We start from the raw sequence: 23032 nt of genomic DNA, 5'->3' as shown, positions 1-23032 counted from the left end.
CCGCCCCTTCATGGTGCGCTCTAGTCGTGGTGCTCGGTGGCGACGAGCCGCCCGCCCGCGGTGTGGAACACCACGAACTCGCCCTTCTCCAAGGGCCCCACGGGGACGGGGGTGCCGAGGCGCCCGCTCGTGTACGCGACCATCTCGTCGATGTGCTCGCCGTGCCCGCACACCACCGCGGGCCTCCCCGACTCGATGATCTCGTCAAGGCGCGCGGTGGCCTTGGCGGGCTTGAGGGTCCCGATGGTGAACTCGGGCAGGCCGGTGACGGCGACGCCCTCGGCGGCGCAGTACGGCAGGAGCGTCTCCAGGCAGCGCGCGCTCGAAGACGAATACGCGGCGCCCGCCGGGAACGCGGCGAGCAGCACTTCGAGCTGCTGGGCGCGCTCGCGGCCGCGCTGGTTCAGGGGCCGCAGCTCGTCCTGGTCGAACCAGTCGGCCTTGGAGAGAGCCACGGCGTGGCGCACGAACACGATCGGGACGGTCTCGCGCGCGATCTCGCGGGAGAAGTCCTCCAGCACCGGCCGGTCGCGCTCGTAGGTGAGGCGGTCGGCGACGCGGTCGAGCGGGATCCACTCCAGGTCGTCCACCTCGCGCGGGTCCACGGCCTCGTCCACGGCCTCTGCGGCTGCGGGCGTCGCGCACCAGTAGTCGACGCGCTTGAGCTTGCCCTCCTTGTCGTAGAAGGAGGGCGCGAGCGGGCGGCCGAGGACCGGGCGGATGCCGGTCTCCTCGAAGACCTCGCGCTGGGCGGCGGCGAGGAGGTGCTCGCCGCGCTTGAGCTTGCCCTTCGGGAACGTCCAGTCGCCGTACTTGGGACGGTGGATGAGGGCCAGCTCCGGGCCGTCCTCGCCCTGGCGCCAGAGCACGGCGCCTGCCGCGAGGATCTCGGGTTGCATCAACGGTGCTCCTGCATGAGTTGTTCCTGGAGGTCCGCGCCGCCCCTCTGGCGGGACCACAGGCCGAGCGGGCCGAGCTTCCAGGTCCGCGTCCCGTCGTCCATGCCGCGGTCGAGCAGCGAGGTCAGCTGCGCGCGATGGGCGTCGCCCTGGACCCGCACCAGGACCTCGACCCTGCGGTCGAGGTTGCGGTGCATGAGGTCGGCGCTGCCCAACCATACTTCCGGGTCGCCGCCGTTCTCGAACACGTACACCCGGGAGTGTTCGAGGAAACGGCCGAGCACGCTGCGGACGCGGATGTTCTCGGACAGGCCGGGCACGCCGGGGCGGAGCACGCAGATGCCGCGCAGGAGCAGGTCGACGGGGACGCCCGCCTGGGACGCCCGGTACAGCGCGTCCACGATGCCCTCGTCGGTGAGGGAGTTGCACTTGAACCGCAGGCGCGCGGGCAGGCCCGCCTTGTGGTTCTCGATCTCGCGCTCGATGCGCTCGATGAGGCCGGGGCGCAGGGAGTGCGGGGCGGCGAGGAGCCGGTGGTAGTCGACGTCGCGGGAGTAGCCGGTGAGGTGGTTGAACACGGCGTTGACGTCCTCGCCGACCTCGGGGTCGGTGGTGAGGAGCCCGAAGTCCTCGTAGAGGCGGGCCGTGGTCGGGTGGTAGTTGCCGGTGCCCACGTGCGTGTACCGCAGGAGCGTCCCGTCGGCCTCCTGGCGGACCACGAGCGAGAGCTTGCAGTGCGTCTTGAGGCCCACTATCCCGTACATGACGTGGCAGCCCGCGCGCTCCAGCTTCTGCGCCCAGTCGATGTTGGCCTGCTCGTCGAAGCGGGCCTTGATCTCCACGACGACCACGACCTGCTTCCCGGCGTCGGCGGCGCTGATGAGCGCGTCCACGATGGGGGACTTGCCGGAGGTGCGGTAGAGGGTCTGCTTGATGGCGAGGACCTTCGGGTCGGCCGCGGCCTCCTCGATGAGCCGCTCGACCGAGGCGGTGAACGAGTCGTAGGGGTGGTGCAGGAGCACGTCGCGGTCGCGCATCACGGCGAACAGGTCGGCCTCGGGCGGGAGGACCTGCTCGGAGGGGCGGAACCGCGGGTACTTCAGGTCGGCCCGGTCGATGTTCGCGATGGCGTCGAGCCCGGCGAGGTCGAGCGGCCCGGGGAGGCGGTAGACGACCTCCTCGTCGACGCCGAGCTCCGCGGTGAGCCGGTCGAGCACGCGCGGGTCGATCGTGTCCTCCACTTCGAGGCGCACGACGGGGCCGAAGCGGCGGCGCAGCAGCTCGCGCTCCAGGGTCTGGAGGAGGTTCTCGGTGATGTCCTCGTCGATCTCCAGGTCCTGGTTGCGGGTGACCCGGAACGTGTGGTGGGCGAGGACGTCCATGCCGGGGAACAGCTGCGCGAGGTTCGCCGCGATGACGTCCTCAAGGGGGGCGAACCGGCCGGGGGCGACGGCGATGAACCGGGGCAGCAGCGGCGGGACCTTCACGCGCGCGAACCGGGTGGTGCCGTTGCGCGGGTCGCGGACCTGCACGGCGAGGTTGAGGGACTGCCCGGAGATGTACGGGAAGGGGTGCGCGGGGTCGACGACGAGGGGCGTGAGCACCGGGTACACGCGGGTGCGGAACAGCTCCTGCATGCGGGCGCGCTCGACGTCCTCCAGGTCGGCCCAGCGGACGATCGCGATGTCCTCCTTGGCGAGGAGCGGCGCGATCTCGTCCCGGAAGTACTCGGCGTGCTCGATGCTCAGCTGGTGCGCGAGCCCGGCGATGCGGCTCAGCAGCGCGTGCGGGGAGCGGCCCGAGGAGGTGCGCACGGGCAGGCCGGTGGCGAGGCGGCGCATGAGCCCGGCGACGCGGACCATGAAGAACTCGTCGAGGTTGTTGGAGAAGATCGAGAGGAACCGGACCCGTTCGAGCAGGGGCAGCTCGGGCGACTGCGCCAGGCGCAGGACCCGGCCGTTGAACCGCAGCCAGCTCTCCTCGCGGTCGAGGAACCGGTCGGGCGGCAAACCGGCGTCAACGAGGGGAACAGGGTCACTATTCGTCATACATCACAAGGTTAACGAAGAAAATGAACTCGCGGTGAACGTGCTTTGAAATCCACTCATGATCACGGGATCACGGTCCGTGACCACTGAGGAGTCCCGCTGGCAGCGCGTCCGCGGCGGACTCCGGGGAACCCGTGCACGCGAGCGCTTCCGGGGGAACACTGGGCGCCAGAGCGAAGGAGGCGCCGTGAGCGACGACAACGACCCGTACGGCTACATCGACGACGGCGAGGAGGAGGGCGAGGAGGTCGAGGAGGACATCCTCGACGCCCGCGACTACAGCGAGGCCGACCGGTGGGGCATGACCGCCGACGAGGAGCGCCGCGGCGCCCCGCTCGCCGAGGAGCTGGCCGCGGAGGAGCCCGACACCGGTGCGGGCGAGGACGACGACCGGCCGCGCCCCGGCGACCCGGTCCCGGACGAGTACCTCCCGGAGGACCCGCCCACGTACTGAGGACATGAAGAAGGCCCGCTGGCGAACCAGCGGGCCTTCACGTTCTGCGGTCCCGACGGGATTTGAACCCGCGACCTCCACCTTGACAGGGTGGCGAGCACTCCTAGCTGCTCTACGGGACCTTGGTCGACTCTTCCGAGTCTGCAAGGTCGCAAGACCTCTTCATTTATACCATCCGCGTCCGGGTGACCGGCGCCGCGTCTGGGCTGTACCCCCAACGGGATTCGAACCCGTGTTACCGCCTTGAAAGGGCGGCGTCCTAGGCCACTAGACGATGGGGGCGCACGTCGATCCTTGCATGAGGCAACGAATGCCGCACTCCGGTTTCTCTGGCTCACCACCGCGGAATTCCGCTTGGGCTCGACAAGCATACGTGACACCGGAGGGCCCCCGGGAGGAGGGTGGCCGTTGAGACCGCGGTCTCAGGAAGGACCGACACGCCGCCCCGGACGCGCTGCTCGCGGCCGCGATAGCGTTGGCCCATGGAGTTCGCCTATCTGGGACCGCGCGGGACCTTCACCGAAGCCGCGCTCCGCCGGCTGCCCGCCGCCAAGGGCGCGGCCACCGTGCCGATGCCCTCGATCCCCGAGATCCTCGACGCGGTCCGCCGCGGCGACGTCGGCGCCGGGTTCGTGCCGATCGAGAACTCCCAGGAGGGCACCGTCACCCTCACCGTCGACGAGCTCGTCGGCGGCGACCCGCTCGTCATCGCCGGGGAGGTCGTCCTCCCCGTGACGTTCGTGCTCGCCTCCGCGAAGCCCCTCGCCGAGATCGCCACCGTCGCCTCGCACCCGCACGCCATCGCGCAGACCCGCGGGTACCTGCGCCGCGAGCTCCCGGACGCCGTCGTCCACCAGGCGCTCTCGACCGCCCAGGCCGCCCAGCGCGTCGCCGACGGCGAGTTCGACGCCTGCGTGTGCGCGCCCTTCACCGCCGAGGCCGCCGGACTCCCCGTGCAGGCGTTCGACATCGGCGACAGCTCCGGCGCCGAGACGCGCTTCGTGCACGTCGTGCGGCCCGCCGCCCCGCCCGAGCCCACCGGCAACGACATCACCTCCCTCGTCGTGTACATCGACCACGACCGGGTCGGCGCGCTCCTGGCCGTCCTCACCGAACTCGCGATCCGCGGGATCAACCTCACCCGGATCGAGTCGCGCCCCACCGGCGAGGGCCTGGGCCGGTACGCGTTCTTCCTCGACTGCACCGGCCACCTCGCCGACGCCCGCATGGGCGAGGCCCTCACCGGCCTGCGCCGCATCTGCGCCGACGTCAGGTACCTCGGGTCCTACCCGCGGGACCACTCCGACCGGCCCGTCCCGCACCCCGAGGGCCTCTCGGACGCCGACTTCGCCGACGCCGCGGCCTGGCTGGAGCGCCTCCGCGGTGGCGGCGCCGCCTGAGGCCCGCGCCCGAGGTCCTGCGAACCCCGCGCCTGGGCCCGCGCGCCTAGTCTGGGGGCATGGCCTCACTGCCCGAGGAGCTCGCGCTCCTCGCCCACGACGACACCACCGGCCGCGACCGGTCCGGCGGCCACCTCGAACTCGGACTCGCCGGCGCGGTCCTCTACGAGCTCGCGCTCGCCGGACGCGTCGGCGTCGAGGGCGGCAAGGTCCGCGTCCTCGACCCCGCCCCCACCGGCGACCCCCTCGCGGACGCCGGGCTCGCCGCGATCGGCGCCGACAAGCCCCGCATCGCCCGCGTCGCGGTCGAGCGGACCGCCAAGGGCCTCAAGCGGACCGTCCTCGACGGCCTCGTCGCCCGCGGCGCCCTGCGCCACGAGCGCGACAAGGCCCTCGGCCTGTTCCCCCTCAACCGGTACCTCCCGCAGGACCCGAACGCGAAGGCCGACGCCCGCACCCGCATCAATGCCGCGGCCCGCACCGGCCGCGCCTTCGACGACCGCACCAAGGCCCTCCTGTCCCTGGTCAGCGCCATCCGCATCGACGCCGCGGCGTACCCCGACCGCGCGTCCCGGCCCTCCCGCAAGGAGCTCAAGGCCATGGGCGGCGACTCGTGGGTCGGCGAGGCCGTGCGCAAGGCCGTCAGCCACAAGGACGCCGCGTCCGCGGCCGCCGCGAGCTCCGGCGGCGGGGGCTGACGGCGCGGCCCCGCGGCGGGTCCTGAGCGGTCCTGGGTGCGGCCGCCGCCGCGGCGTGGTTGACTTGAGGCATGTCTGAAACATCTCCTTCGCATCGCGACGGGGGGCCGCCGCTGGTCCCGACCCCTCCGGCGATACCCGTCCCGCCCGGGATACCGGTGCCGCCCGTGCCGCCTCCGCCGCCGGACCCGGCGCGGGGGAAGCGGTTCCCGAACCAGGTGCGGATCAGCGACCCCGAGCGCATGAAGGCACTTGCCCACCCCGCCCGCATGGCCGTGTTCGACTTCCTCGGCACCCGCCGCGTCGAGGGTTTCGACGGTGCCACCGCAACGGAGATCGCCGAGGTCGCCGGGATGACCCCGAGCGCCATGAGCTACCACCTGCGGACCCTCGCGAAGGCCGGGTTCATCGAGGAGGCGCCCAGCCGCGGCGACGCCCGCGAGCGGGTCTGGCGGCTCGCGCTCGACAGCTTCTCGATCTCGGCCGAGGACGACGCCTCGCCCGCCGACCGCGTCGTCGAGCGGACCATGGGCCAGATGTTCACCGACCGCCAGGAGCAGAACTACGAGCGCTGGCTGGACCGGCGCCTGGACGCGAGCCGGGAGATGCGGGACGCCACGGTCGCCTCCCAGGGGCGCCTGCGCCTCACCCTGGAGGAGGCCAAGGAGTACATCCAGCGCTTCCACGACCTCGAAGGCGAGTACGCGGAGCGGTCGCGCAAGCGCTCGGAGAAGGGGCCCGACCCGGACGACGGCACGGTCGTCTTCAACTACCTGTTCCGCGTCTTCCCGCAGTCCTGACCGGCGGCCGGGCGGTCCCCGCCGCCCGGCGGCGGGCCTTCACCGAAAGTTATGAAAGAACTACTTCGAAAAATCTGAAAAACCTCTTTCGCAATCAGGTGTGAAAGTGTATCTTCGAAATATGTCTTTCACATCCTTCACCGACGGGACCCGCTGGTCCGACGTCTACACCTCCGCCGCCTGCGCCTTCCTCGCCGGCACGGCCATGTTCACGGCCGACTTCGCCCTCACCCTCCGCCTCCAGACCGACGGCTACGGCGGCATGGCCATCGCCGCCCTCATCATCTGCGCGACCCTCCCCCTCGTGGTCCTCTCGCCCGTCTCCGGCCGCCTCGCCGACCGCTTCGACTCGCGGACCCTCATGGCGCTCTCCGGCCTCCTCCAGGCCGCCGCGATCGTCCCGATGGCCTTCACCGACAACCTGATCGCCCTGTACGGGCTCGTGATCCTGAACGCCTGCGGCACCGCGATCAACCAGCCGGTGGTCAGCGCCCTGGTCCCCGTGATGGCCAAGCCGAAGGACCTCCCGCACGCCGTCGCCATGGTCCAGACCGGCACCCTCACCGGGCTCGCCGCCGGGCCGGCCCTCGCCGGGTTCGTCATCGGCGCCCACTCCGCGGGGGCGGCCCTCCTTCTCGCGGCCGGGTTCGCGGTCCTGCGCGTCCTGTTCTGCCTCGACATCCGCACCCGCCGCGGCGGCCTGCGCCGCGACCTCGCCGTCCACGCCGCGACCGCCGCCGCCCCGTGGCGCCTCGGCGGCGACCGGCTGCTGACCGCGATGGTCCTCGGCCTGAGCGCCGTGATCGCCGCGATGTGCGCCGTCAACGTCCTCAGCGTCTTCCTGGTCCGCGAGGTCTACGACGCCACCGAGTCCATGTACGGCCTCATCAAGTCCTGCTGGACCCTCGGCATGGTCGCGGGCGCCTGGCTCGCCGCCGCCCTGATCCGCCGCCTCGACCGCGACGTGCAGCTCGCCTGGATGCTCATGGCCTGCCTCGCCGGGGTCGGCCTGGTCTGCATCGGCCAGGGCGTCCCGCTCGCCACGGTCCTGCTCATGGTGCCGCTCAACCTCATCGGCGGCGTCTTCAACGCCGGGGAGAACTCGGCCCTGGGCATCGCGATCGCCCGCCGCGTCCCGGAGGCGTTCCGAGGCCGCGCCAACGCCGCCGTGAACGGCCGCGTCAACGCCGCCCAGCTCATCGGCTTCCTCCTCGGCGGCGCGATGTCCACCTTCATGGACGTGCAGACCGCGTTCGTCGCCGTCGGCCTGGTCTCCATCGCGATCGTCCTCGCCTGCCTCCCCGTCATCCGCCGCGCCTCCCGCGACGACGACACCGCCGCCCCCGCCGAGGCGGCCCCGGCGCCCGAACGCGCCCTGGCGGGCGCGGCCGCCTTAGCGCCGCACCCCTCGCGGGGGTGGTGAAGACCTTCAGGGAAACGGGAGACAGAGGGCCGGAGGCAGTGCGTGCCTCCGGCCCTCGCCCTCGTTCAGGCGGGGTAGGCGCGGATCTCCGTGGCCTTGACCGCGGCCCAGACCTCTTGGCCCGGTTCGAGGTGGAGTTGGGCGGCGGCGGCCGGGGTGACGTCGGCGGCGGCGCGGAGGGGGCCGTCGAGCTGGACGCGGAGGTGGTCGCCGTGGCGGTGGACCCCGGCGACGACCGCGCGCCAGGTGTTGCGCGGGCTGCCGTCGGGCCGGGAGCGGAAGAGGGCGACCGCGCTCGGGGGGAACGCGGCGAACGCGTCGCCGTCGAGGGGTTCGGCGGTGGCGAGCGATTCGCCGGTGGCGAGGGTGACGGTCCGCCCGGCGGCGTTGCCGCGGTAGAGGTTCAGGCCGACGAGGCGCGCGATGTAGTCGGTGCGGGGGCGGGCCGTGATCGACTCGCCGTCGCCTTCCTGGACGGCGCGGCCGTCCTCGACGACGACGAGGCGGTCGGCGAGCATGAGCGCGTCCACCGGGTCGTGCGTGACGAGGACCGCGGGGCCCGCGAGGCCGCCGAGGTGGCGGTGGAGTTCGGCGCGCGTGTCGAGGCGGGTGCGGGCGTCGAGGGCTGCGAGGGGCTCGTCCAGGAGCAGCAGCGCCGGGTTGGTGGCGAGGGCCCGCGCGAGGGCGACGCGCTGCGCCTGGCCGCCCGAGAGCTGCCCGGGGCGGCGCTTCCCGAAGTCCCCCAGGCCGACCCGATCGAGCCAGTCCGCGGCGATCTGGCGGGCCTCGGTGCGGCCGAGGCCGCGGCGGCGCGGGCCGAACGCGATGTTGTCGGCCGCGCTCAGGTGCGGGAACAGCAGGTAGTCCTGGAAGACGACGCCGATGCGGCGGTGCTCGGGCGGGACCCAGCGCGCGGCCCCGGCGGGGTCGTCCAGGCGCGTCCCGTCGAGGTCGATGTGCCCCTCGGAGAGCGCCTCCAGTCCCGCGAGGGCGCGCAGCGCGGTGGTCTTCCCGGCGCCGTTGGGGCCGAGGAGGGCGACGGTCTCGCCGGGGGCGGCCGTCAGGTGCAGGTCGAGGCGGAAGGTCCCGCGGTCTACGACCAGGTGCGCGTCGAGGCCGCTCATGCGACGGCCGTCCAGCGGTCGCGCAGCGACGCGAGCACCGCCACGGACACCGCGAGCAGGATCAGGCTGAGCACGATCGCGGCCTCCAGGTCCGATTGCAGCGCGAGGTAGACCGCGAGGGGCATGGTCTGGGTGCGGCCGGGGAAGTTCCCGGCGAACGTGATGGTCGCGCCGAACTCGCCGAGGGCGCGGGCCCAGCACAGGACGGCTCCGGCGAGGACGCCCGGGGCGATCATCGGGAGCGTCACGTGCGTGAACACGGTCCACCGGCCCGCGCCGAGGGTCGCGGCGGCCTCCTCGAAGCGCACGTCGGCGCCGCGGAGCGCGCCCTCGACGGAGACCACGAGGAACGGCATGGACACGAACGTCATGGCGAGGACGACCGCGGTGGTGGAGAACGGGATCGTGATGTCGAAGCGCTCGTGCAGCCAGGACCCGATGACCCCGCTGCGCCCGAACACGAGCAGCAGCGCGACGCCGCCGACGACCGGCGGGAGCACGAGCGGGACGGTCACGAGCGCGCGCAGGAGGCTGCGGCCGGGGAACTCGCCGCGGGCGAGGAGCCACGCGATGGGGACGCCGAACAGGAGCGACAGGGCGGTGGCGAGGGTGGCGGTGACCAGGGACAGCCGGAGGGCGTCGAGCATCTCGGGTTCGGCGAGGCGCGCGGGCAGCTCGGTCCACGGGGCGCGGGCGAGGAGGCCCGCGAGGGGGAGGATGAGGAACGCCAGGCCGACCGCGGCGGGCGCGAGGAGCGCGGCCGGGACGCGGCGGCGCCTGCGGGTGCGCTTGGCGGGCATGGCGTTCCCCATCGTCAGGTGCTTACGGCCGCTGGAATCCGGCGGCTTCGAGGACGGCCCAGGCGTCGTCGCCGAGGACGTACTCGGTGAACTCGCCGGCGAGGTCGGCTTCGGGGGCGTCGGTGAGGGCGGTGATCGGGTAGGAGTTCACGGCCTCGGCGGACTCGGGGAACTCGATCGCGTCGACCTCGTCGTCGGCGGCGATGGCGTCGGTGCGGTAGACGAGCGCGGCGTCCACCTCGCCGAGGGTGAGCTTCTGGAGGGTGGACTTGACGTCGGCCTCGAAGGTCACGGGGGTGAGGTCGGTGCCGGAGGCGGCGATGGCGGTCTGGGCGGCGGCGCCGCAGGGGACCTCCTCGGCGCAGGCGGCGAAGTCGAGGCCCGCGAGGTCGGCGAGGCCGGTGACGCCCTCGGGGTTGCCCTCGGGGACGGCGATGACGAGCTGGTTGAGGGCGAACACCTGCGGGTCGACCGCGGCGTCGGCGTCGATCACCTTGTCCATGTTCTTCTGGTCGGCGGAGGCGAACACGTCGGCGGGCGCGCCCTCGGTGATCTGCGCGGCGAGGTCGGAGGAGGCGGCGAAGCTGAACTCGACGGTGACGCCGTCGTGCTCGGCCTCGAACTGCTCCCCGATCTCGGTGAACGCCTCGGTGAGGGAGGCGGCGGCGAGGACGGTGAGGGTGGTCGGCTCGGCTTCGGTGCCGGTGTCCGCGTCGTCGCCGCTGCCGCAGGCGGCGAGGGCGGCGAGCGCGAGGGCGGCGGTGAGGGCGAGGGCGGGTCTGGTGCGGCGCATCGAGTGCTCCCGGTGTTCGGCGCGTCAGGCTTCGACGACGACGTTGGTGGACTTGACGACCGCGGTCGCGAGGGAGCCGACTTCGAGGCCGAGGTCGTCGACGGCCTCGCGGCTCATGAGGGACACGACCCGGAACGGTCCGACCTGGAGGTCGACCTGGGCCATGACCTGGTCCTTGACGATCGCGGTGACGATGCCGCGCAGCCGGTTCCGGGCCGAGGAGGTCCCGTTGCCGTCGGGGGCGGCGGCCCGGTCGCGCGCGAACGCGGCCAGGTCGGCCCCGGTGATCACCCGGTGCCCGTGGTCGTCGCGGTCGGCGGCGAGCCGCCCGGCGTCGATCCAGCGGCGGAGGGTGTCGGCGGAGACCCCGAGCAGTTCGGCGGCCTCGCCGATGCGAAACGTCGTCACCGTCCGAGCATAGCCTCGCGGATGCGACGCCTGTGTTGACAAACGCTCGCATTTGCGAACCCGTGATGGTGAAGTGCCCGCGGATGCGGGAGGGTCAGCCCCAGCCGAGCTCGTGGAGGCGGTGCTCCTCGATGCCGAAGTGGTGGGCGATCTCGTGGACCACCGTGACCGCGACCTCGTCCACGACCTCCTCCGGCGTGGAGCACATCCGCAGGGTGGGGCCGCGGTAGATGGTGATCGTGTCGGGGAGGACCCCGCCGTACTCCCAACCGCGGTCGGTCAGGGCCGTGCCCTGGTAGAGGCCGAGCAGCTCCTTGTCGGTGCCCTCGGGCTCGTCGTCCACCAGGATCACCACGTTGTCGAGCATCGCCATCAGCTCGGCGGGGACCGCGTCGAGCGCGTCCGACACCGCCGCCTCGAAGTCCGCCTCGTCCATATCTACCGCCACACGCCCACAATATGCGCTGGGGAGGCCCGCGGACCGGCCGGTAATCTGTGGACGTGATTGATCTGCGAGCACTGCGAGAGCACCCTGACGCCTACCGCGACAGCCAGCACAAGCGGGGCGCGTCCCCGGACGCGGTCGACGCCCTGCTCTCCGCCGACTCCGAGCACCGCAGTGCGCTCCAGTCCTTCGAGACGCTCCGCGCCGACCAGAAGGGCCTGGGGAAGCGGATCGCGAGCGCCGCCGCCGACGAGAAGCAGGCGCTCCTGGAGCGCACGAAGTCCCTGGCCGCGGAGGTCAAGGAGGCCGAGGCGCGCGTGACGGAGACGGCCGCGGCGTTCGACGCGGCCGGGAAGGCCATCCCGAACCTGGTCGCGGAGGCGGCGCCGCCCGGCGGCGAGGACGACTACGTGGTGCTGCGCGAGGTCGGCGAGCGCACGGAGATCGAGGACCCGAAGGACCACCTGGAGATCGGGACGGCGCTGGGCCTGCTCGACACGGAGCGGGGCGCGAAGGTCTCGGGTTCGCGGTTCTACTACCTGACCGGCGACGGGGCGCTGCTCCAGCTGGCGATGCTGAACCTGGCGATGGCGCAGGCGGTGGAGACGGGCTTCACGCCGATGATCCCGCCGGTGCTGGTGCGCCCGGACGCCATGGAGGGCACGGGTTTCCTCGGCGAGCACGCCGACGAGATCTACTACCTGGAGCGCGACGAGCAGTACCTCGTGGGCACTTCGGAGGTGCCGCTGGCGGCGTACCACTCGGGGGAGAACCTGGGCGAGCTGACGCGGCCGATGCGGTACGCGGGCTGGTCGTCGTGCTTCCGGCGCGAGGCGGGCTCGTACGGGAAGGACACGCGGGGGATCATCCGGGTCCACCAGTTCGACAAGGTCGAGATGTTCTCGTACTGCCGGCCGGAGGACGCGGCGGCGGAGCACGAGAAGCTCCTGTCGTACGAGGAGGCGATGCTCCAGAAGATGGAGCTGCCGTACCGCGTGATCGACGTGGCCGCGGGGGACCTGGGGACGTCGGCGTCGCGGAAGTTCGACTGCGAGGCGTGGGTGCCCACTCAGGGCCGGTACCGGGAGCTGACGTCGACGTCGAACTGCACGACGTTCCAGGCGCGGCGCCTGAACGTGAAGTACCGGGACGAGCAGGGCCGCAACGCGGTCGCGGCGACGTTGAACGGGACGCTGGCGACGACGCGGTGGATCGTGGCGATCCTGGAGAACCACCAGCTGCCTGACGGGTCGGTGTCGGTGCCGAAGGCGCTGCGGCCGTTCCTGGGCAAGGACGTCATCGAGCCGAAGAAGTAGCCCGGGGCGAGCAGTCCCAGGGCGTGGAGCGGCCCGCCGACCTGATGGTCGGCGGGCCGTCTCCGTTCACGCCTCGACTTGCTCGTCGAGCCAGGATTTGAGGACGAGGGCGTGGTTGACCTCGGGGTCCTTGGCGGCGTAGAGGAGTGTGACGGGTCCTTGGCGGGCGGCGTCGAGGAGCGGCTGCGCCCGCTCGGGGTGGCCGTCGAGCTCGCTGCGGTAGCGGCCGGTGAACTCCGTGAAGCGGTCGGCCATGTGGCCGAACCAGATGCGGAGGTTCGGGGAGGGCGCGGCGTCCTGGGCCCACTCGACGCCGTCGAGGTCCTCCTTGCTGACCCCGCGCGGCCACAGCCGGTCGACCAGGAACACCGTCCCGGCCCGCTGCGGGTCCCGGCGGTAGTCGTAGACGCGTTCGATCGTGATGTCGGACATGTACGCACGGTATGCCCCTTCCGCCAGTGATGAGGGTGTTTGGTGTGATTGCAGCTTTCATGAGGGCGGCCACGTGAGTTCAGCCGCTCGACACCCCGCCGTTCACCCGGGTGGGGCTACCGTTGAGGCGTGTCAGACAACGCCCCGGACCCTTCGCGAAGAGAACAGCCCCCGAAGCTCGTCGCCGTGGACCTCGACGGCACGGTCGTCGACTACCACGACGAGCAGCTCACGACCCCGTCCCGCGCGGTGATCGACGCGATCGGGCGGGTCAGGGCGGCGGGTGTGCCGGTCGCGGTGGTCACCGGCCGGGCCCTGTGGGGCACGGTCCGCACCGCCACGGACCTCGGCCTGGACGAGGGGTTCGCGTCCGCGAACCACGGCGCCGCCGAGTTCGACCTGGGCCGCGGCGAGGTCTCCTACGAGGCGGTCGTCGACGTGCGGTCCGCGGTCGAGGCGTTCCTCGCGGCCGACGGGGCCGTGGAGTTCGCGGTGGCGCACGGCCTCGACGGCTGGTGGCACACCAAGGGCTTCAAGCGCGACTTCCACGCGAAGTGGGCCGGGGTCGTCGACCTCGACGACATCCTGGACCGCCCGGCGGCCCGGATCGTCGCCCGCGTCGCCTCCGACAACAAGTACGGGGGCGCCACGCGCTGCCCGCACGCGATGCGCCTCGCCGACGGCGCCGGGCTCGACCCGCTCGCGTACCACGTGGAAGTGGGCTACAACGGCTGGGTCGACATCGGACCCCCGGGCGTGACGAAGGCGACCGGCATCGCCCGCATCGCGGAGCGCTACGGCGTATCATCGGCCGACACCGTGGTCTTCGGCGACGCCCACAACGACCTGACGATGTTCGCGTGGGCCGGTCACGCGGTCGCCATGGCGCAGGCGGACCCCGACGTGCGGGCCGCCGCGGACGAGGTCGCGCCCTCGGTGTGGGAGGACGGCGTCGCGAAGGTGCTGGCCCGCTGGTTCCCCTGAGCCCGGCGGGGCTCGACGGCACAGGGACGTTTCAGAAGCACAGGTTCGTGGCAGCGGATCGAGACTACCGAGGAGGACGCATGATCCAACTGGCCCGGCTCCCGAAGCTCGTCGCGACGGACCTCGACGGGACGGTCGTCCGCTCGGACGAGTCCGTCTCCCCCAGAACGATGTCGGCGCTCAAGCGGCTCGCCGCCTCCGGGGTGATCCTGGTGGGCGCCACCGGCCGCGGCCCGCGGCTCCTCGACATGTGCCGCAACGACGTGCCCTCCGCGGACTTCCTCGTCCTCGGCCAGGGCGCGTTCGTGTACGAGTGCCGCTACGACGACACGGTCGTGCAGCTCGCCGACCGGTCCGTGGACGGCGAGGTCCTCCACGAGGCCCTGCGGCTCATCGAGGCTGAGGTCGGGCCCGTGCGCGCGCTCGCCGAGCCCGCGGACCCGGACCGGCCGCTCACCGGCGACCCGATGCCCGACTGGCCGTGGCCCGCCGTGCGCCTGGAGACCGCGCCCCGCGACGTGGCGTTCACCGGCCCGATGGTCAAGGGCTACTTCGTGTCCGACCACCACACCGGCCCGGAGCTGCTGGTCGCCGCGCAGGACGTCATCGACGAGGACCTGGTGACGGTGACCGAGTCCGGCGTGGGGATGCTCGAAGTGTGCCCCGTGGGGGTCACGAAGGCCGCCGGGATCCAGGTGGTGCTCGACAAGTTCGGCATCGACTGGTCCGACGTGCTCGTCTTCGGCGACGCCACCAACGACCTGTCGATGATGCGCGCCGCCGGGCACTCGGTCGCGATGCCCAACGGGCACCCGTGGGTGCAGGCCGCGGCGAGCGAGATCGCCCCGGCGGGCAACAACGACGACGGCGTCGCCCAGTACGTCGAGGCGCTCCTCGAACTGCCGTAAGCGGCCTCCCGGCCCGTTCTCCGGTCCGCGCACCGCCGGACCGGTGAACTGTCGGATCAAGGACACGGGGCCGCGATCCGTTGCGCCCCGGCGCGAACCGCCATAGGCTCCTCTCTGGTGGGGACCCCGGGCCGAGCCCGTCGCAGACGGCGCGGCCGGGACCGTCGTCCACCAGTACGATCCCGGTCGCGCCCTTTCACCGGCGGCGCAACGACTTCAGCGCACGTCCCAGACGGGCTCGTCGGACTCGACGACCTCGCCGTCGCGCTGGAACACCACGAACCGGTCGAAGCCGCGCGTGAACCACCGGTCGTGCGTCACCGCGATCACGGTGCCCTCGAAGGACTTCAGGCCCTCTTCGAGCGCCTCGGCGCTGGCGAGGTCGAGGTTGTCCGTCGGCTCGTCCAGGAGCAGGCACGTCGCGCCCGACAGCTCCAGCAGCAGCACCATGAACCGGGCCTGCTGCCCGCCCGAGAGCGTCCCGAAGTCCTGTTCGGACTGAAACGTCAGCTCGTAGCGCGACAGGGCGCTCATGGCCTTCGACCGCTCCAGCGAGGGCCGGTCCCGGTCGCCGTCCCAGAGGATCTCCCGCAGCGTGCGGCCCGTGAACTCCGGGTGCTCGTGCGTCTGCGAGAAGTGCCCCGGGTGGACGCGGGCGCCCAGTCTCGCGGTCCCGTTGTGCCGCACCGGCTCCAGCTCCGCGACCACGCCCGCTTCGGGGTCGGTGCCGCCGCGGGCGAGGAGCCGCAGGAAGTGGCTCTTGCCGGTGCCGTTGGCGCCCAGGACCGCGACGCGGTCGCCGTACCAGACCTCCAGGTCGAACGGGAACGTCAGGTCCTCCAGCTCCAGCTGCTCGCACACGACCGCCCGCTTGCCGGTGCGCCCGCCTTCGAGCTTCACGCGGATGTCCTGGTCGCGCGGCGGCTCGGGCGGCGGCCCGGCCTCCTCGAACTTCCGCAGCCGCGTCTGCGCGGCCCGGTACCGGGAGGCCATGTCGGAGTTGAACGCCGCCTTGTTCTTGTACATGAGCATCAGCTCGCGCAGCTTGTGGTGCTCCTCGTCCCAGCGGCGCCGCAGCTCCTCGAACCGCTCGTGCCGGGCCGCCCGCGCCTCGTGCCAGGTCCCGAACCCGCCGCCGTGCGTCCACGCCGTGCCCGCTTCGAGGGTCACGATCCGGTCGGCGGCGTTCGCGAGGACCTCCCGGTCGTGCGAGACGAACAGGATCGACTTCTCGGACTCCCGGATCGCCTGCTCCAGTTCGCGTTTCGCGGGCACGTCGAGGAAGTTGTCCGGCTCGTCGAGCACGAGCACCTCGTCGCGGCCCTGGAGAAGCAGGTGCAGCGCGAACCGCTTCTGCTCGCCGCCCGAGAGCGTGCGCAGCGGCCGCCCCTCGACCTCCGTCCACGGCAGACCGAGCACCGACACGGCGACCGTGTCGCACACGACCTCGAACTCGTACCCGCCCGCCTCGCCCCAGTCGGCGAGGGCCTGCGCGTACGCGAGCTGGTCCTTCTCGCCCCCGTCCGCTATGCGCGCCTCCGCCTTCCGGCGGCGCCGCCACACGTCCCGCAGCCGCGGCGGGCCGAGCTCGGCGGCGAGGTCCCCGAGGGGCCGCTCCCCTTCGCGCATGCCCACGAGCTGGCGCATCACGCCCAGGCCGCCCGAGTGCGCCACGGTCCCGGAGTCGGCCTTGAGGTCGCCCGTGACGATCCGCAGCAGCGTCGTCTTCCCCGTGCCGTTCGCGCCGACGAGCGCCACCTTCGCGCCCTCGCCGACACGGAACGACACGTCCGTGAACAGCGTCCGCCCGTCGCCGAGCACGTATCCCACGCCTGAGAGGTCTGCGAATCCCATCCCGCGATTGTGGTCGGACGTGCTCCGCCCGTCAAAGCGTTTGCGGCGGTGGCCGCGCCCCGGAGGACCTGAATACGCTGGAGCGATGAACGACACCCCTGACCGGAACGGTCCCGAGCGGACCCCCAAGGGCTTCTGGCGGCGATTGTCCGCCAGCGACTGGGTCGAGCTGGCCATCTACGTCGCGTTCGGACTGATCGCGCTCATCGCCGGGATCGGATGGCTGCTCGCTCGGGTGTGATCCCCCGGAACCCCTCCTACCATTGCGGGATGGACCCGCTCAGCGAACTCCTCGGCGGCATCCGCGCCGAGGGCGCGATCCTCGGCGACGCGCTCCTCAAGGCCCCCTGGGTGGTCCGGTTCGACGACCGGGCCCCGCTCACCATGGTCACCGTCGCCCGCGGCGGCGGCGTGCTCCTCCTCGCCGACGGCACCAGTGTCCCGGTCAAGGAGGGCCAGACCGCGATCGTGCGCGGCCACGAGCCGTTCCGCATGGCCGACGCCGCCGCGTCCGTCGAGCGCCCGCACCTCGACTACTGGCTCACCTGCTTCGACCCCGAGGCGTGCGCCGTGGAGGCCACCGCGCCGCCCGCCGGGGACGGCCCCGCGACCGACCTGTTCGTGGGCGCCTACCGGGCCACCGGCCGCCGCCACGAGCGGCTCCTGCGCGCCCTCCCGCCGGTGATCGTCGTCGACGACGACGCCGAGACCGCCGGGCTCCTCGCCGTCTGCGCGAACGACCTCGCGTCCCGCAAGCCCGGCACGCAGGCGTACATCGACCGCCTCTTCGACTGGGGCCTGGTCTGCACCCTCCGCACCTGGTTCGACGAGCAGGCCGAACGCGCCCCCGGCTGGTACCGCGGCTTCGCCGACCCCGTCGCCGGGCCCGCCCTGGAGGCCATCCACACCCGCCCCGCCGCGCCGTGGACCGTCGCCGGGCTCGCCCTCCAGGCGGGCGTCTCCCGGGCGCTCCTCGCCAAGCGGTTCACCGAGGTCATGGGCGCCCCGCCCCTCACGTACCTGACGGAGCGGCGCATGGAGCTCGCCGAAGAGCTCCTCGCCGACCCCGACCTCACCGTCGCCCAGATCGCCCGCACCGTCGGCTACGCCGACCAGTTCGGCTTCAGCAACGCCTTCAAGCGCCGCAAGGGCAAGAGCCCCACCGCCTACCGGACCGCCGCGCCCGTCTGAGTCACTTCTCCGTCCGCATCCACCAGTGCGCGCCCAGGCCCGCCGGGTCGGTGAGGCGCGCCGACTCGCCCGCCAGCGCGAGCGCCGTCGCGTACTCCACGGGGGCGCGGCGGGCGAGGTCCAGGGGCGGTCGGGCGGCGGTGACGCCGAGGCCGCGGAGGGCGTCGCGCTGGCGCTCGCACCGGTCGGCGCCGATCGCGTCGACGGCGACGTGGGCGGTGAGGTCGCAGGTGCCGTCGGGGACGGGCGCGGTGTCGCGGCCGTCCTTGAAACCGGTGAGCGTGCCCGCGGGCGGGCGGCGGTCGCCGGTGTGGCCGTAGTCGACCGCGAGGGCGGTGCCGCGGTCGAGGCGCGCAGTGAGGGCCCGCCACGCCTCGTCGCGGGGGCGGCCGATCTCGGCCCGGTCGCCGGGCGCCTTGACCGGCCACCACCGGTCGAGCCACGCGGCGTCGCCGGGTGCGAGCGGCCCTCCGGGCCTGGTGGCGCCGGACGGGTCGACCTCCTCGTACCGGCGCTCGCCCGCCTCGTCCACCAGCGCTATGTCGCAGGGGACGTTGTCGAGCAGTTCGCAGGCGACGAGGAGGCCGGTGAACCGTGCGGGGGGTTCGGGGAGCCACGCGACGCGGTCGGGGAGGCCGCCGGGGCGGGGGCGCAGTTCCACGGCGGTGAGCGCGATCCGGTCGGGCAGGAGCGCGGCGAGGTGCGCGAGGAGGTCGCCGCCGCCCGCGCCGACGTCGACGACGGTGAATGCGTCAGGGCGTCCGAGGCGCTCGAAGGTCCGGGCCGCGAGCCGTGCGACGGCGGCGGCGAACGCGCGGGTCTGGGCGCTGGTGGAGAAGTGGTGGCCGGGGAGTTCGCGCCGGTAGAACCCGCCGGGGCCGTAGAGGGCGCGCTCCATCGCGGCACTCCAGCGCTCGAATCCGGGCATGCTCTTGACCCTAGGCCCGCAGTGAGAATGGCCACTCGGGGGCTCCCGGACTGGCGTTGCCGATCTGGAGACGCACAATTAACGCGTAAGCAATGACCGGTACCTTCAGAAGGACTGGATCAGCATCATGGATCAGCAGCGCAGCGGCGCGTCGCAGCGACCGGCCTCACGGCTCGCGGTCGGCGTCGTCTCCGCAGGCCGGGTCGGCTCCGTCGTCGGAGCGGCCCTCAACCGCGCCGGCCACCGCGTGGTGGCCGCCTCCGCCGTATCCGACGACTCCCTCGCACGCGCCGCGCGCCATCTGCCGGGCGCCGAGATCCTCCCTCCCCCCGACGTGGCCTCCGCCGCCGACCTCCTGCTCGTCGCCGTCCCCGACGACGCCATCGCGCCGCTCGTCGCCTCCCTGCCGGTCCGGCCGGGCCAGATCTGGGTCCACACGTCGGGCGCGCTGGGCGCCGAGGCCCTGCGGCCCGCCCGCGACGCGGGGGCGCTCACCATCGCGCTGGCCCCGGCGATGACGTTCACGGGCCGCGACGAGGACCTGGAGCGCCTGAACGGGACCTCCTGGGCCGTCACGGGCGAGGCCGAGGCCCGCTTCGTGGGCGAGGCCCTGGTCCTGGAGATGGGCGGGGAGCCCGAGCACGTGGACGAGGCGGACCGGCCCCGGTACCACGCGGCGCTCGTGTACGCCGCGAACCACCTGATGACGCTCGTGAACGACGCCGCGGACCAGTTGCGCGCCATCGGCGTCGCGAACCCGGAGCGGCTCATGTCGCCGCTCGTGTCGGCGTCCCTCGACAACGCCCTGCGCCACGGCGACGCGGCCCTGACCGGGCCGGTGTCGCGCGGCGACGCGGGGACGGTCGCCCGGCACCTGAAGGCCCTCGCTGGCACCGACATCGCCGAGACCTACCGGGCCATGGCCCGGCGCACCGCCGAGCGCGCCCTCGACTCGGGGCGCTTGAAGAGCGCCGACGCCGAGGGCCTGCTCGACGTGCTCGCCCACCCCGACACCGAGGAGACGCAGTGACACTGCACGATCTTCCAAAGCTCTGTCACACGAAGGCCGACCTGGCGAAGGCCCGCGCCGCCCTGCCCGGGCGCGTCGCGGTCGTCCCCACGATGGGCGCCCTGCACGAGGGCCACCGCGCGAACTTCAAGCGCGCCAAAGAGATCGCCGACTCGGTGATCGTGACGGTCTTCGTGAACCCGCTCCAGTTCCGCCCGAGCGAGGACCTCGACAAGTACCCGCGGACCCTCGACGCCGACCTGGCGATCTGCGAGGCCGACGGCGTGGACGTCGTGTTCGCGCCGGGCGTCGCCGAGATGTACCCGGAGGGCCGCGAGGGCCTGACGACGGTGCACGCGGGGCCGGATGGGGAGCTGCTCGAAGGGGCGTCCCGGCCCGGGTTCTTCACCGGCGTGCTCACCGTCGTCTCGAAGCTGTTCCACTTGACGCGGCCCGATGCGGCCCTGTTCGGGGAGAAGGACTTCCAGCAGCTCGCGATGGTCCGGCGCATGGTGCGCGACCTCGACATGGGCATCGACGTGGTCGCCGTCCCGACCGACCGCGAGGCCGACGGCCTGGCCCGGTCGAGCCGCAACGTGTTCCTGTCGGAGGCCGAGCGCGCCGCCGCGCTCGCGATCCCCCGCGCGATCGGGGCCGCCCAGGGCTCCCCCGACCCGCTCGCCGCCGCCCTCGCGGTCCTGGCGGCCGAGCCCGGCCTGGACGTCGACTACGTCGCCGTCCGGGCGAACGACCTCGGCGAGGCCCCCGACCGGGGCCCGGCGAGGATCCTCATCGCCGCGAAGGCGGGCACGACCCGCCTGATCGACAACGCCCCCGTGGAAATAGGAGACGCCCGATGATCCGCACCATGTTCAAGTCGAAGATCCACCGCGCCACGGTCACCCAGGCCGACCTGCACTACGTCGGGTCGGTCACGGTGGACGCGGACCTGCTGGACGCCGCCGACATCCTCGACGGCGAGATGGTCGCCATCGTCGACATCACGAACGGCGCGCGCCTGGAGACCTACACGATCGCGGGCGAGCGCGGCTCGGGCGTGATCGGCATCAACGGCGCGGCCGCCCGCCTCGTCGCCCCCGGAGACCTTGTGATCCTCATCTCATACGCGCAGCTGGAGGACGCGGAGGCGCGGGCCTTCACGCCCACGGTCGTTCACGTCAACGAGCGCAACGAGATCATCGAGGTCAACGCCGACAAGGCCCACCCGGCGCCGGGAACCGCGGGCGACGTGGTGGCGTCGCCACTAGCCGGGCGGTAAGTTACAGACTCATGAGCGAAGAACCGAAGAAAGAGACCGCGCCCGCCGACGAGGACAAGAAGGCCGACAAGCCCGACCCCGTCGACGACCTGAAGACCACCCGCCACACCCTGGGCGACCTCGCGTACACGGCGACCACCGGCCGCATCGTGTTCCACGAGGAGGTCACCGAGGACGACAAGTTCAACGGCCGCAAGCCCAAGGCCGAGGTCTCCATCACGTACTACACCCTCGACGACGCCGACGTCACCGAGCGGCCGGTCACCTTCGCCTTCAACGGCGGCCCCGGTTCCTCCTCGATCTGGCTGCACATGGGCCTCCTCGGCCCGCGCCGCGTCGACTCCGGCGACGCCGGGAACCTCACCCCGCCCCCGTACGGCCTCCTCGACAACGAGGAGACCCTCCTGCGCCACACCGACCTGGTGTTCATCGACCCGATCTCCACCGGCTGGTCGCGCGCCGTCGAGGGCGGCAACCCCCGCGACTACCACGGGTTCACCAAGGACATCGAGTCCGTCAGCGAGATCATCCGCCTCTGGACCACGCGGAACAACCGCTGGCTCTCGCCGAAGTTCCTCATCGGCGAGTCCTACGGCGGCACCCGCGGCGCGGGCATCGCCGAGTACCTGCTGACCCGGTTCGGCCTGGCGCTCAACGGCGTCATGTTCATCGCCCCGGCGTTCAACATGGAGACGCTGTTCCACACCAGCCGCTCCGACCTGCCGGGCCCGCTGTTCCTCCCGATGTACGCGGCCACCGCGCACTACCACGGGCTGCACCCGGACCGCGAGCTCGACGACCTGGTCGCCGAGGCCCGCGCCTACGCCGACGAGTACCGCGCCGTCCTCGCCAAGGGCCAGAACCTCGACCCGGACGTGCGCGCCGCCGCCGTCGCCAAGGTCGCCTCGCTCACCGGCGTCTCCGAGGACTACGTCGACGCCGCGAACCTGCGCCTGGAGCACACCCGCTTCTACGCGGAGCTGCTGCGCCACAAGCGACTCGTCACCGGCCGCCTCGACACCCGCTTCACCGGGCCCGCCGACCACTACACGTACGAGCGGATGCCGTACGACCCGTTCCTCATCGGCACCGACGGGCCGTACACGGCCGCGCTCCAGCACTACGTGCGCACCGAGCTCGAATACGAGAACGAGCACGTCTACGAGCGCCTCTCCCGCGCGGTCCACCCGTGGTCGTACAAGGAGTTCGAGGGCGAGGCCGTCGACGTCATCGGCAAGCTCGGCAACGCCATGCGCCTCAACCCGAACATGAAGGTCCACGTCGCCATGGGCCGCTACGACGGCGGCGTCCCCGTCGAGGCCATCGAGTACACCCTCGACCACCTGGAGATCCCGCTCGACGCCCGCGCGAACGTCGAGACGAAGACCTACCCGGCCGGCCACATGATGTACGTCCACGAGCCCTCCCGCCTGGCCCAGTCGGCCGACCTCGCCGACTTCGTCCAGCGCGCCTCGGCCCGCGGCTGACCTCCCACCCGTGACCACGACGAACCCGGGCCCGGCCTGCACCGCACACAGCGGTCCAGTCCGGGCCCGGCCCCGTCCCCCCGCCACCCGACCCTCGCCCCGACACCGCTGTCGCACCCTGCGGGCACGCTTGAAAGCGGGGGAGCCAACGAACCCGCGAACCCCTCACATTCACGCCCGCCGCACGCCCGCGCCCGACCCCGGGCCGCCGGCGCGGCCCCGCTGTCGCACCCACCGGGCACGCTTGAAAGCGGGGGCGACCGTGAACCTGCGCATCCTTCACGTTCCGGGGCCTCCGTGTGACGCGATCGTCACGTCTGCTGGCGCGGAGGCGCCCGGTGAGGGCACAGTT

General features: G+C 72.6%; 24 protein-coding genes and 2 tRNA genes. 14 read left to right on the top strand and 12 right to left on the bottom strand.

What is annotated here, in order from left to right:
* Nucleotides 1–20: 20 nt before the first annotated feature.
* Complete coding sequence (locus AB0A65_RS04990) at nucleotides 21–899, bottom strand: NUDIX hydrolase (RefSeq protein ID WP_359946417.1); 879 nt, start codon at nucleotides 897–899, stop codon at nucleotides 21–23.
* Nucleotides 899–2947, bottom strand: a complete 2049-nt coding sequence (locus AB0A65_RS04985) for an RNA degradosome polyphosphate kinase (RefSeq protein ID WP_359946414.1) — start codon at nucleotides 2945–2947, stop codon at nucleotides 899–901. The genes AB0A65_RS04990 and AB0A65_RS04985 overlap by 1 nt, the downstream gene beginning before the upstream one ends.
* Nucleotides 2948–3134: 187 nt before the next feature.
* On the opposite strand from AB0A65_RS04985, the gene AB0A65_RS04980 reads away from it, so the two are divergent.
* On the top strand, nucleotides 3135–3401 hold the full coding sequence (locus AB0A65_RS04980) for a hypothetical protein (protein ID WP_359946411.1): 267 nt from the start codon (nucleotides 3135–3137) through the stop codon (nucleotides 3399–3401).
* Between the two features lie 47 nt (nucleotides 3402–3448).
* Here the strand turns inward: AB0A65_RS04980 and AB0A65_RS04975 are convergent.
* Nucleotides 3449–3523, bottom strand: a tRNA-Asp gene (locus AB0A65_RS04975).
* 87 nt (nucleotides 3524–3610) lie between these two features.
* Nucleotides 3611–3683 (bottom strand) — tRNA-Glu (locus AB0A65_RS04970).
* Between the two features lie 200 nt (nucleotides 3684–3883).
* Between AB0A65_RS04970 and pheA the strand changes: the two genes are divergently transcribed.
* From pheA to AB0A65_RS04950, 4 genes are all read left to right on the top strand, one after another.
* Nucleotides 3884–4801 carry a prephenate dehydratase gene (pheA, locus tag AB0A65_RS04965; RefSeq protein WP_359946408.1) on the top strand — a complete coding sequence of 306 codons (918 nt, stop codon included), beginning with the start codon at nucleotides 3884–3886 and terminating at the stop codon, nucleotides 4799–4801.
* A gap of 59 nt (nucleotides 4802–4860) precedes the next feature.
* Nucleotides 4861–5499 (top strand): GPP34 family phosphoprotein, encoded by a 639-nt coding sequence (locus tag AB0A65_RS04960; protein WP_359946405.1) that lies wholly within the window; start codon nucleotides 4861–4863, stop codon nucleotides 5497–5499.
* Nucleotides 5500–5741: 242 nt separating this feature from the next.
* Nucleotides 5742–6299 carry a helix-turn-helix domain-containing protein gene (locus AB0A65_RS04955; RefSeq protein WP_359946402.1) on the top strand — a complete coding sequence of 186 codons (558 nt, stop codon included), beginning with the start codon at nucleotides 5742–5744 and terminating at the stop codon, nucleotides 6297–6299.
* A 121-nt stretch (nucleotides 6300–6420) separates the two neighbouring features.
* Complete coding sequence (locus AB0A65_RS04950) at nucleotides 6421–7722, top strand: MFS transporter (RefSeq protein WP_359946399.1); 1302 nt, start codon at nucleotides 6421–6423, stop codon at nucleotides 7720–7722.
* A 65-nt stretch (nucleotides 7723–7787) separates the two neighbouring features.
* On the opposite strand, the gene AB0A65_RS04945 is transcribed toward AB0A65_RS04950, so the two are convergent.
* The 5 genes from AB0A65_RS04945 to AB0A65_RS04925 all read right to left on the bottom strand — a co-directional run bounded on the left by AB0A65_RS04945 (nucleotide 7788) and on the right by AB0A65_RS04925 (nucleotide 11283).
* Entirely contained in the window at nucleotides 7788–8846 is a 1059-nt protein-coding gene (locus tag AB0A65_RS04945; RefSeq protein ID WP_359946396.1) for an ABC transporter ATP-binding protein, read from the bottom strand.
* Complete coding sequence (locus tag AB0A65_RS04940; RefSeq protein WP_359946393.1) at nucleotides 8843–9646, bottom strand: ABC transporter permease; 804 nt, start codon at nucleotides 9644–9646, stop codon at nucleotides 8843–8845. Before AB0A65_RS04940 ends, AB0A65_RS04945 begins: the two co-directional genes overlap by 4 nt.
* Nucleotides 9647–9668: 22 nt before the next feature.
* Nucleotides 9669–10439: a molybdate ABC transporter substrate-binding protein gene (gene modA / locus AB0A65_RS04935; protein ID WP_359946390.1), complete on the bottom strand. Its 771-nt coding sequence runs from the start codon at nucleotides 10437–10439 to the stop codon at nucleotides 9669–9671.
* Between the two features lie 24 nt (nucleotides 10440–10463).
* Nucleotides 10464–10847: a TOBE domain-containing protein gene (locus AB0A65_RS04930; RefSeq protein ID WP_359946387.1), complete on the bottom strand. Its 384-nt coding sequence runs from the start codon at nucleotides 10845–10847 to the stop codon at nucleotides 10464–10466.
* 94 nt (nucleotides 10848–10941) lie between these two features.
* Nucleotides 10942–11283: a metallopeptidase family protein gene (locus AB0A65_RS04925; RefSeq protein WP_359947180.1), complete on the bottom strand. Its 342-nt coding sequence runs from the start codon at nucleotides 11281–11283 to the stop codon at nucleotides 10942–10944.
* A 65-nt stretch (nucleotides 11284–11348) separates the two neighbouring features.
* On the opposite strand from AB0A65_RS04925, the gene serS reads away from it, so the two are divergent.
* Complete coding sequence (gene serS, locus AB0A65_RS04920; protein ID WP_359946384.1) at nucleotides 11349–12608, top strand: serine--tRNA ligase; 1260 nt, start codon at nucleotides 11349–11351, stop codon at nucleotides 12606–12608.
* Nucleotides 12609–12674: 66 nt separating this feature from the next.
* Here serS and AB0A65_RS04915 read toward each other — a convergent pair whose 3' ends face one another.
* Nucleotides 12675–13040: a DUF488 family protein gene (locus AB0A65_RS04915; protein WP_359946381.1), complete on the bottom strand. Its 366-nt coding sequence runs from the start codon at nucleotides 13038–13040 to the stop codon at nucleotides 12675–12677.
* 129 nt (nucleotides 13041–13169) lie between these two features.
* On the opposite strand from AB0A65_RS04915, the gene AB0A65_RS04910 reads away from it, so the two are divergent.
* The gene (locus tag AB0A65_RS04910; protein ID WP_359946378.1) at nucleotides 13170–14024 is read left to right on the top strand and encodes an HAD family hydrolase; all 855 of its coding nucleotides are present in this window, start codon (nucleotides 13170–13172) and stop codon (nucleotides 14022–14024) included.
* 80 nt (nucleotides 14025–14104) lie between these two features.
* Nucleotides 14105–14932: an HAD family hydrolase gene (locus AB0A65_RS04905; RefSeq protein ID WP_359946375.1), complete on the top strand. Its 828-nt coding sequence runs from the start codon at nucleotides 14105–14107 to the stop codon at nucleotides 14930–14932.
* 216 nt (nucleotides 14933–15148) lie between these two features.
* Here AB0A65_RS04905 and AB0A65_RS04900 read toward each other — a convergent pair whose 3' ends face one another.
* Nucleotides 15149–16786 carry an ATP-binding cassette domain-containing protein gene (locus AB0A65_RS04900; RefSeq protein ID WP_359946372.1) on the bottom strand — a complete coding sequence of 546 codons (1638 nt, stop codon included), beginning with the start codon at nucleotides 16784–16786 and terminating at the stop codon, nucleotides 15149–15151.
* An 85-nt stretch (nucleotides 16787–16871) separates the two neighbouring features.
* Between AB0A65_RS04900 and AB0A65_RS04895 the strand changes: the two genes are divergently transcribed.
* Together AB0A65_RS04895 and AB0A65_RS04890 are read left to right on the top strand one after the other, a co-directional pair.
* Nucleotides 16872–17027, top strand: coding sequence for a hypothetical protein (locus tag AB0A65_RS04895; protein WP_359946369.1), 156 nt, complete (start codon nucleotides 16872–16874; stop codon nucleotides 17025–17027).
* A 29-nt stretch (nucleotides 17028–17056) separates the two neighbouring features.
* Nucleotides 17057–17977 carry an AraC family transcriptional regulator gene (locus AB0A65_RS04890; RefSeq protein WP_359946366.1) on the top strand — a complete coding sequence of 307 codons (921 nt, stop codon included), beginning with the start codon at nucleotides 17057–17059 and terminating at the stop codon, nucleotides 17975–17977.
* A gap of 1 nt (nucleotide 17978) precedes the next feature.
* Here the strand turns inward: AB0A65_RS04890 and AB0A65_RS04885 are convergent, their stop codons facing one another.
* Entirely contained in the window at nucleotides 17979–18905 is a 927-nt protein-coding gene (locus AB0A65_RS04885) for an SAM-dependent methyltransferase (protein WP_359946363.1), read from the bottom strand.
* A gap of 127 nt (nucleotides 18906–19032) precedes the next feature.
* Here AB0A65_RS04885 and AB0A65_RS04880 point away from each other — a divergent pair, with 127 nt between their 5' ends.
* Genes AB0A65_RS04880 through AB0A65_RS04865 form a run of 4 tightly spaced genes read left to right on the top strand, consistent with a single transcriptional unit; the run spans nucleotide 19033 to nucleotide 22680 of the window.
* Nucleotides 19033–19935, top strand: coding sequence for a DUF2520 domain-containing protein (locus AB0A65_RS04880; protein ID WP_359946360.1), 903 nt, complete (start codon nucleotides 19033–19035; stop codon nucleotides 19933–19935).
* A complete protein-coding gene (gene panC / locus AB0A65_RS04875; protein ID WP_359946357.1) occupies nucleotides 19932–20774 on the top strand; it encodes a pantoate--beta-alanine ligase in 843 nt (280 codons plus the stop codon). The genes AB0A65_RS04880 and panC overlap by 4 nt, the downstream gene beginning before the upstream one ends.
* A complete protein-coding gene (gene panD / locus AB0A65_RS04870) occupies nucleotides 20771–21193 on the top strand; it encodes an aspartate 1-decarboxylase (RefSeq protein WP_359946354.1) in 423 nt (140 codons plus the stop codon). The genes panC and panD overlap by 4 nt, the downstream gene beginning before the upstream one ends.
* 11 nt (nucleotides 21194–21204) lie before the next feature.
* The gene (locus AB0A65_RS04865) at nucleotides 21205–22680 is read left to right on the top strand and encodes a peptidase S10 (protein ID WP_359946351.1); all 1476 of its coding nucleotides are present in this window, start codon (nucleotides 21205–21207) and stop codon (nucleotides 22678–22680) included.
* Nucleotides 22681–23032: the final 352 nt, after the last annotated feature.

Origin of the sequence: Glycomyces sp. NPDC047010, from assembly GCF_040644205.1 — a bacterium.
Classification (GTDB): domain Bacteria; phylum Actinomycetota; class Actinomycetes; order Mycobacteriales; family Micromonosporaceae; genus Glycomyces.
This window is presented reverse-complemented; position numbering and strand designations above follow the sequence as displayed.

Coding starts and splice junctions, on each gene's coding strand:
- AB0A65_RS04985 (WP_359946414.1), bottom strand. CDS start 2,947: ATGACGAATAGTGACCCTGTTCCCCTCGTTGACGCCGGTTTGCCGCCC.
- modA (WP_359946390.1), bottom strand. CDS start 10,439: ATGCGCCGCACCAGACCCGCCCTCGCCCTCACCGCCGCCCTCGCGCTC.
- AB0A65_RS04915 (WP_359946381.1), bottom strand. CDS start 13,040: ATGTCCGACATCACGATCGAACGCGTCTACGACTACCGCCGGGACCCG.
- AB0A65_RS04940 (WP_359946393.1), bottom strand. CDS start 9,646: ATGCCCGCCAAGCGCACCCGCAGGCGCCGCCGCGTCCCGGCCGCGCTC.
- AB0A65_RS04960 (WP_359946405.1), top strand. CDS start 4,861: ATGGCCTCACTGCCCGAGGAGCTCGCGCTCCTCGCCCACGACGACACC.
- AB0A65_RS04865 (WP_359946351.1), top strand. CDS start 21,205: ATGAGCGAAGAACCGAAGAAAGAGACCGCGCCCGCCGACGAGGACAAG.
- AB0A65_RS04945 (WP_359946396.1), bottom strand. CDS start 8,846: ATGAGCGGCCTCGACGCGCACCTGGTCGTAGACCGCGGGACCTTCCGC.
- AB0A65_RS04925 (WP_359947180.1), bottom strand. CDS start 11,283: ATGGACGAGGCGGACTTCGAGGCGGCGGTGTCGGACGCGCTCGACGCG.
- AB0A65_RS04950 (WP_359946399.1), top strand. CDS start 6,421: ATGTCTTTCACATCCTTCACCGACGGGACCCGCTGGTCCGACGTCTAC.
- AB0A65_RS04990 (WP_359946417.1), bottom strand. CDS start 899: ATGCAACCCGAGATCCTCGCGGCAGGCGCCGTGCTCTGGCGCCAGGGC.
- pheA (WP_359946408.1), top strand. CDS start 3,884: ATGGAGTTCGCCTATCTGGGACCGCGCGGGACCTTCACCGAAGCCGCG.
- AB0A65_RS04880 (WP_359946360.1), top strand. CDS start 19,033: ATGGATCAGCAGCGCAGCGGCGCGTCGCAGCGACCGGCCTCACGGCTC.
- AB0A65_RS04890 (WP_359946366.1), top strand. CDS start 17,057: ATGGACCCGCTCAGCGAACTCCTCGGCGGCATCCGCGCCGAGGGCGCG.
- AB0A65_RS04900 (WP_359946372.1), bottom strand. CDS start 16,786: ATGGGATTCGCAGACCTCTCAGGCGTGGGATACGTGCTCGGCGACGGG.
- AB0A65_RS04905 (WP_359946375.1), top strand. CDS start 14,105: ATGATCCAACTGGCCCGGCTCCCGAAGCTCGTCGCGACGGACCTCGAC.
- AB0A65_RS04955 (WP_359946402.1), top strand. CDS start 5,742: ATGAAGGCACTTGCCCACCCCGCCCGCATGGCCGTGTTCGACTTCCTC.
- panD (WP_359946354.1), top strand. CDS start 20,771: ATGATCCGCACCATGTTCAAGTCGAAGATCCACCGCGCCACGGTCACC.
- AB0A65_RS04895 (WP_359946369.1), top strand. CDS start 16,872: ATGAACGACACCCCTGACCGGAACGGTCCCGAGCGGACCCCCAAGGGC.
- AB0A65_RS04885 (WP_359946363.1), bottom strand. CDS start 18,905: ATGCCCGGATTCGAGCGCTGGAGTGCCGCGATGGAGCGCGCCCTCTAC.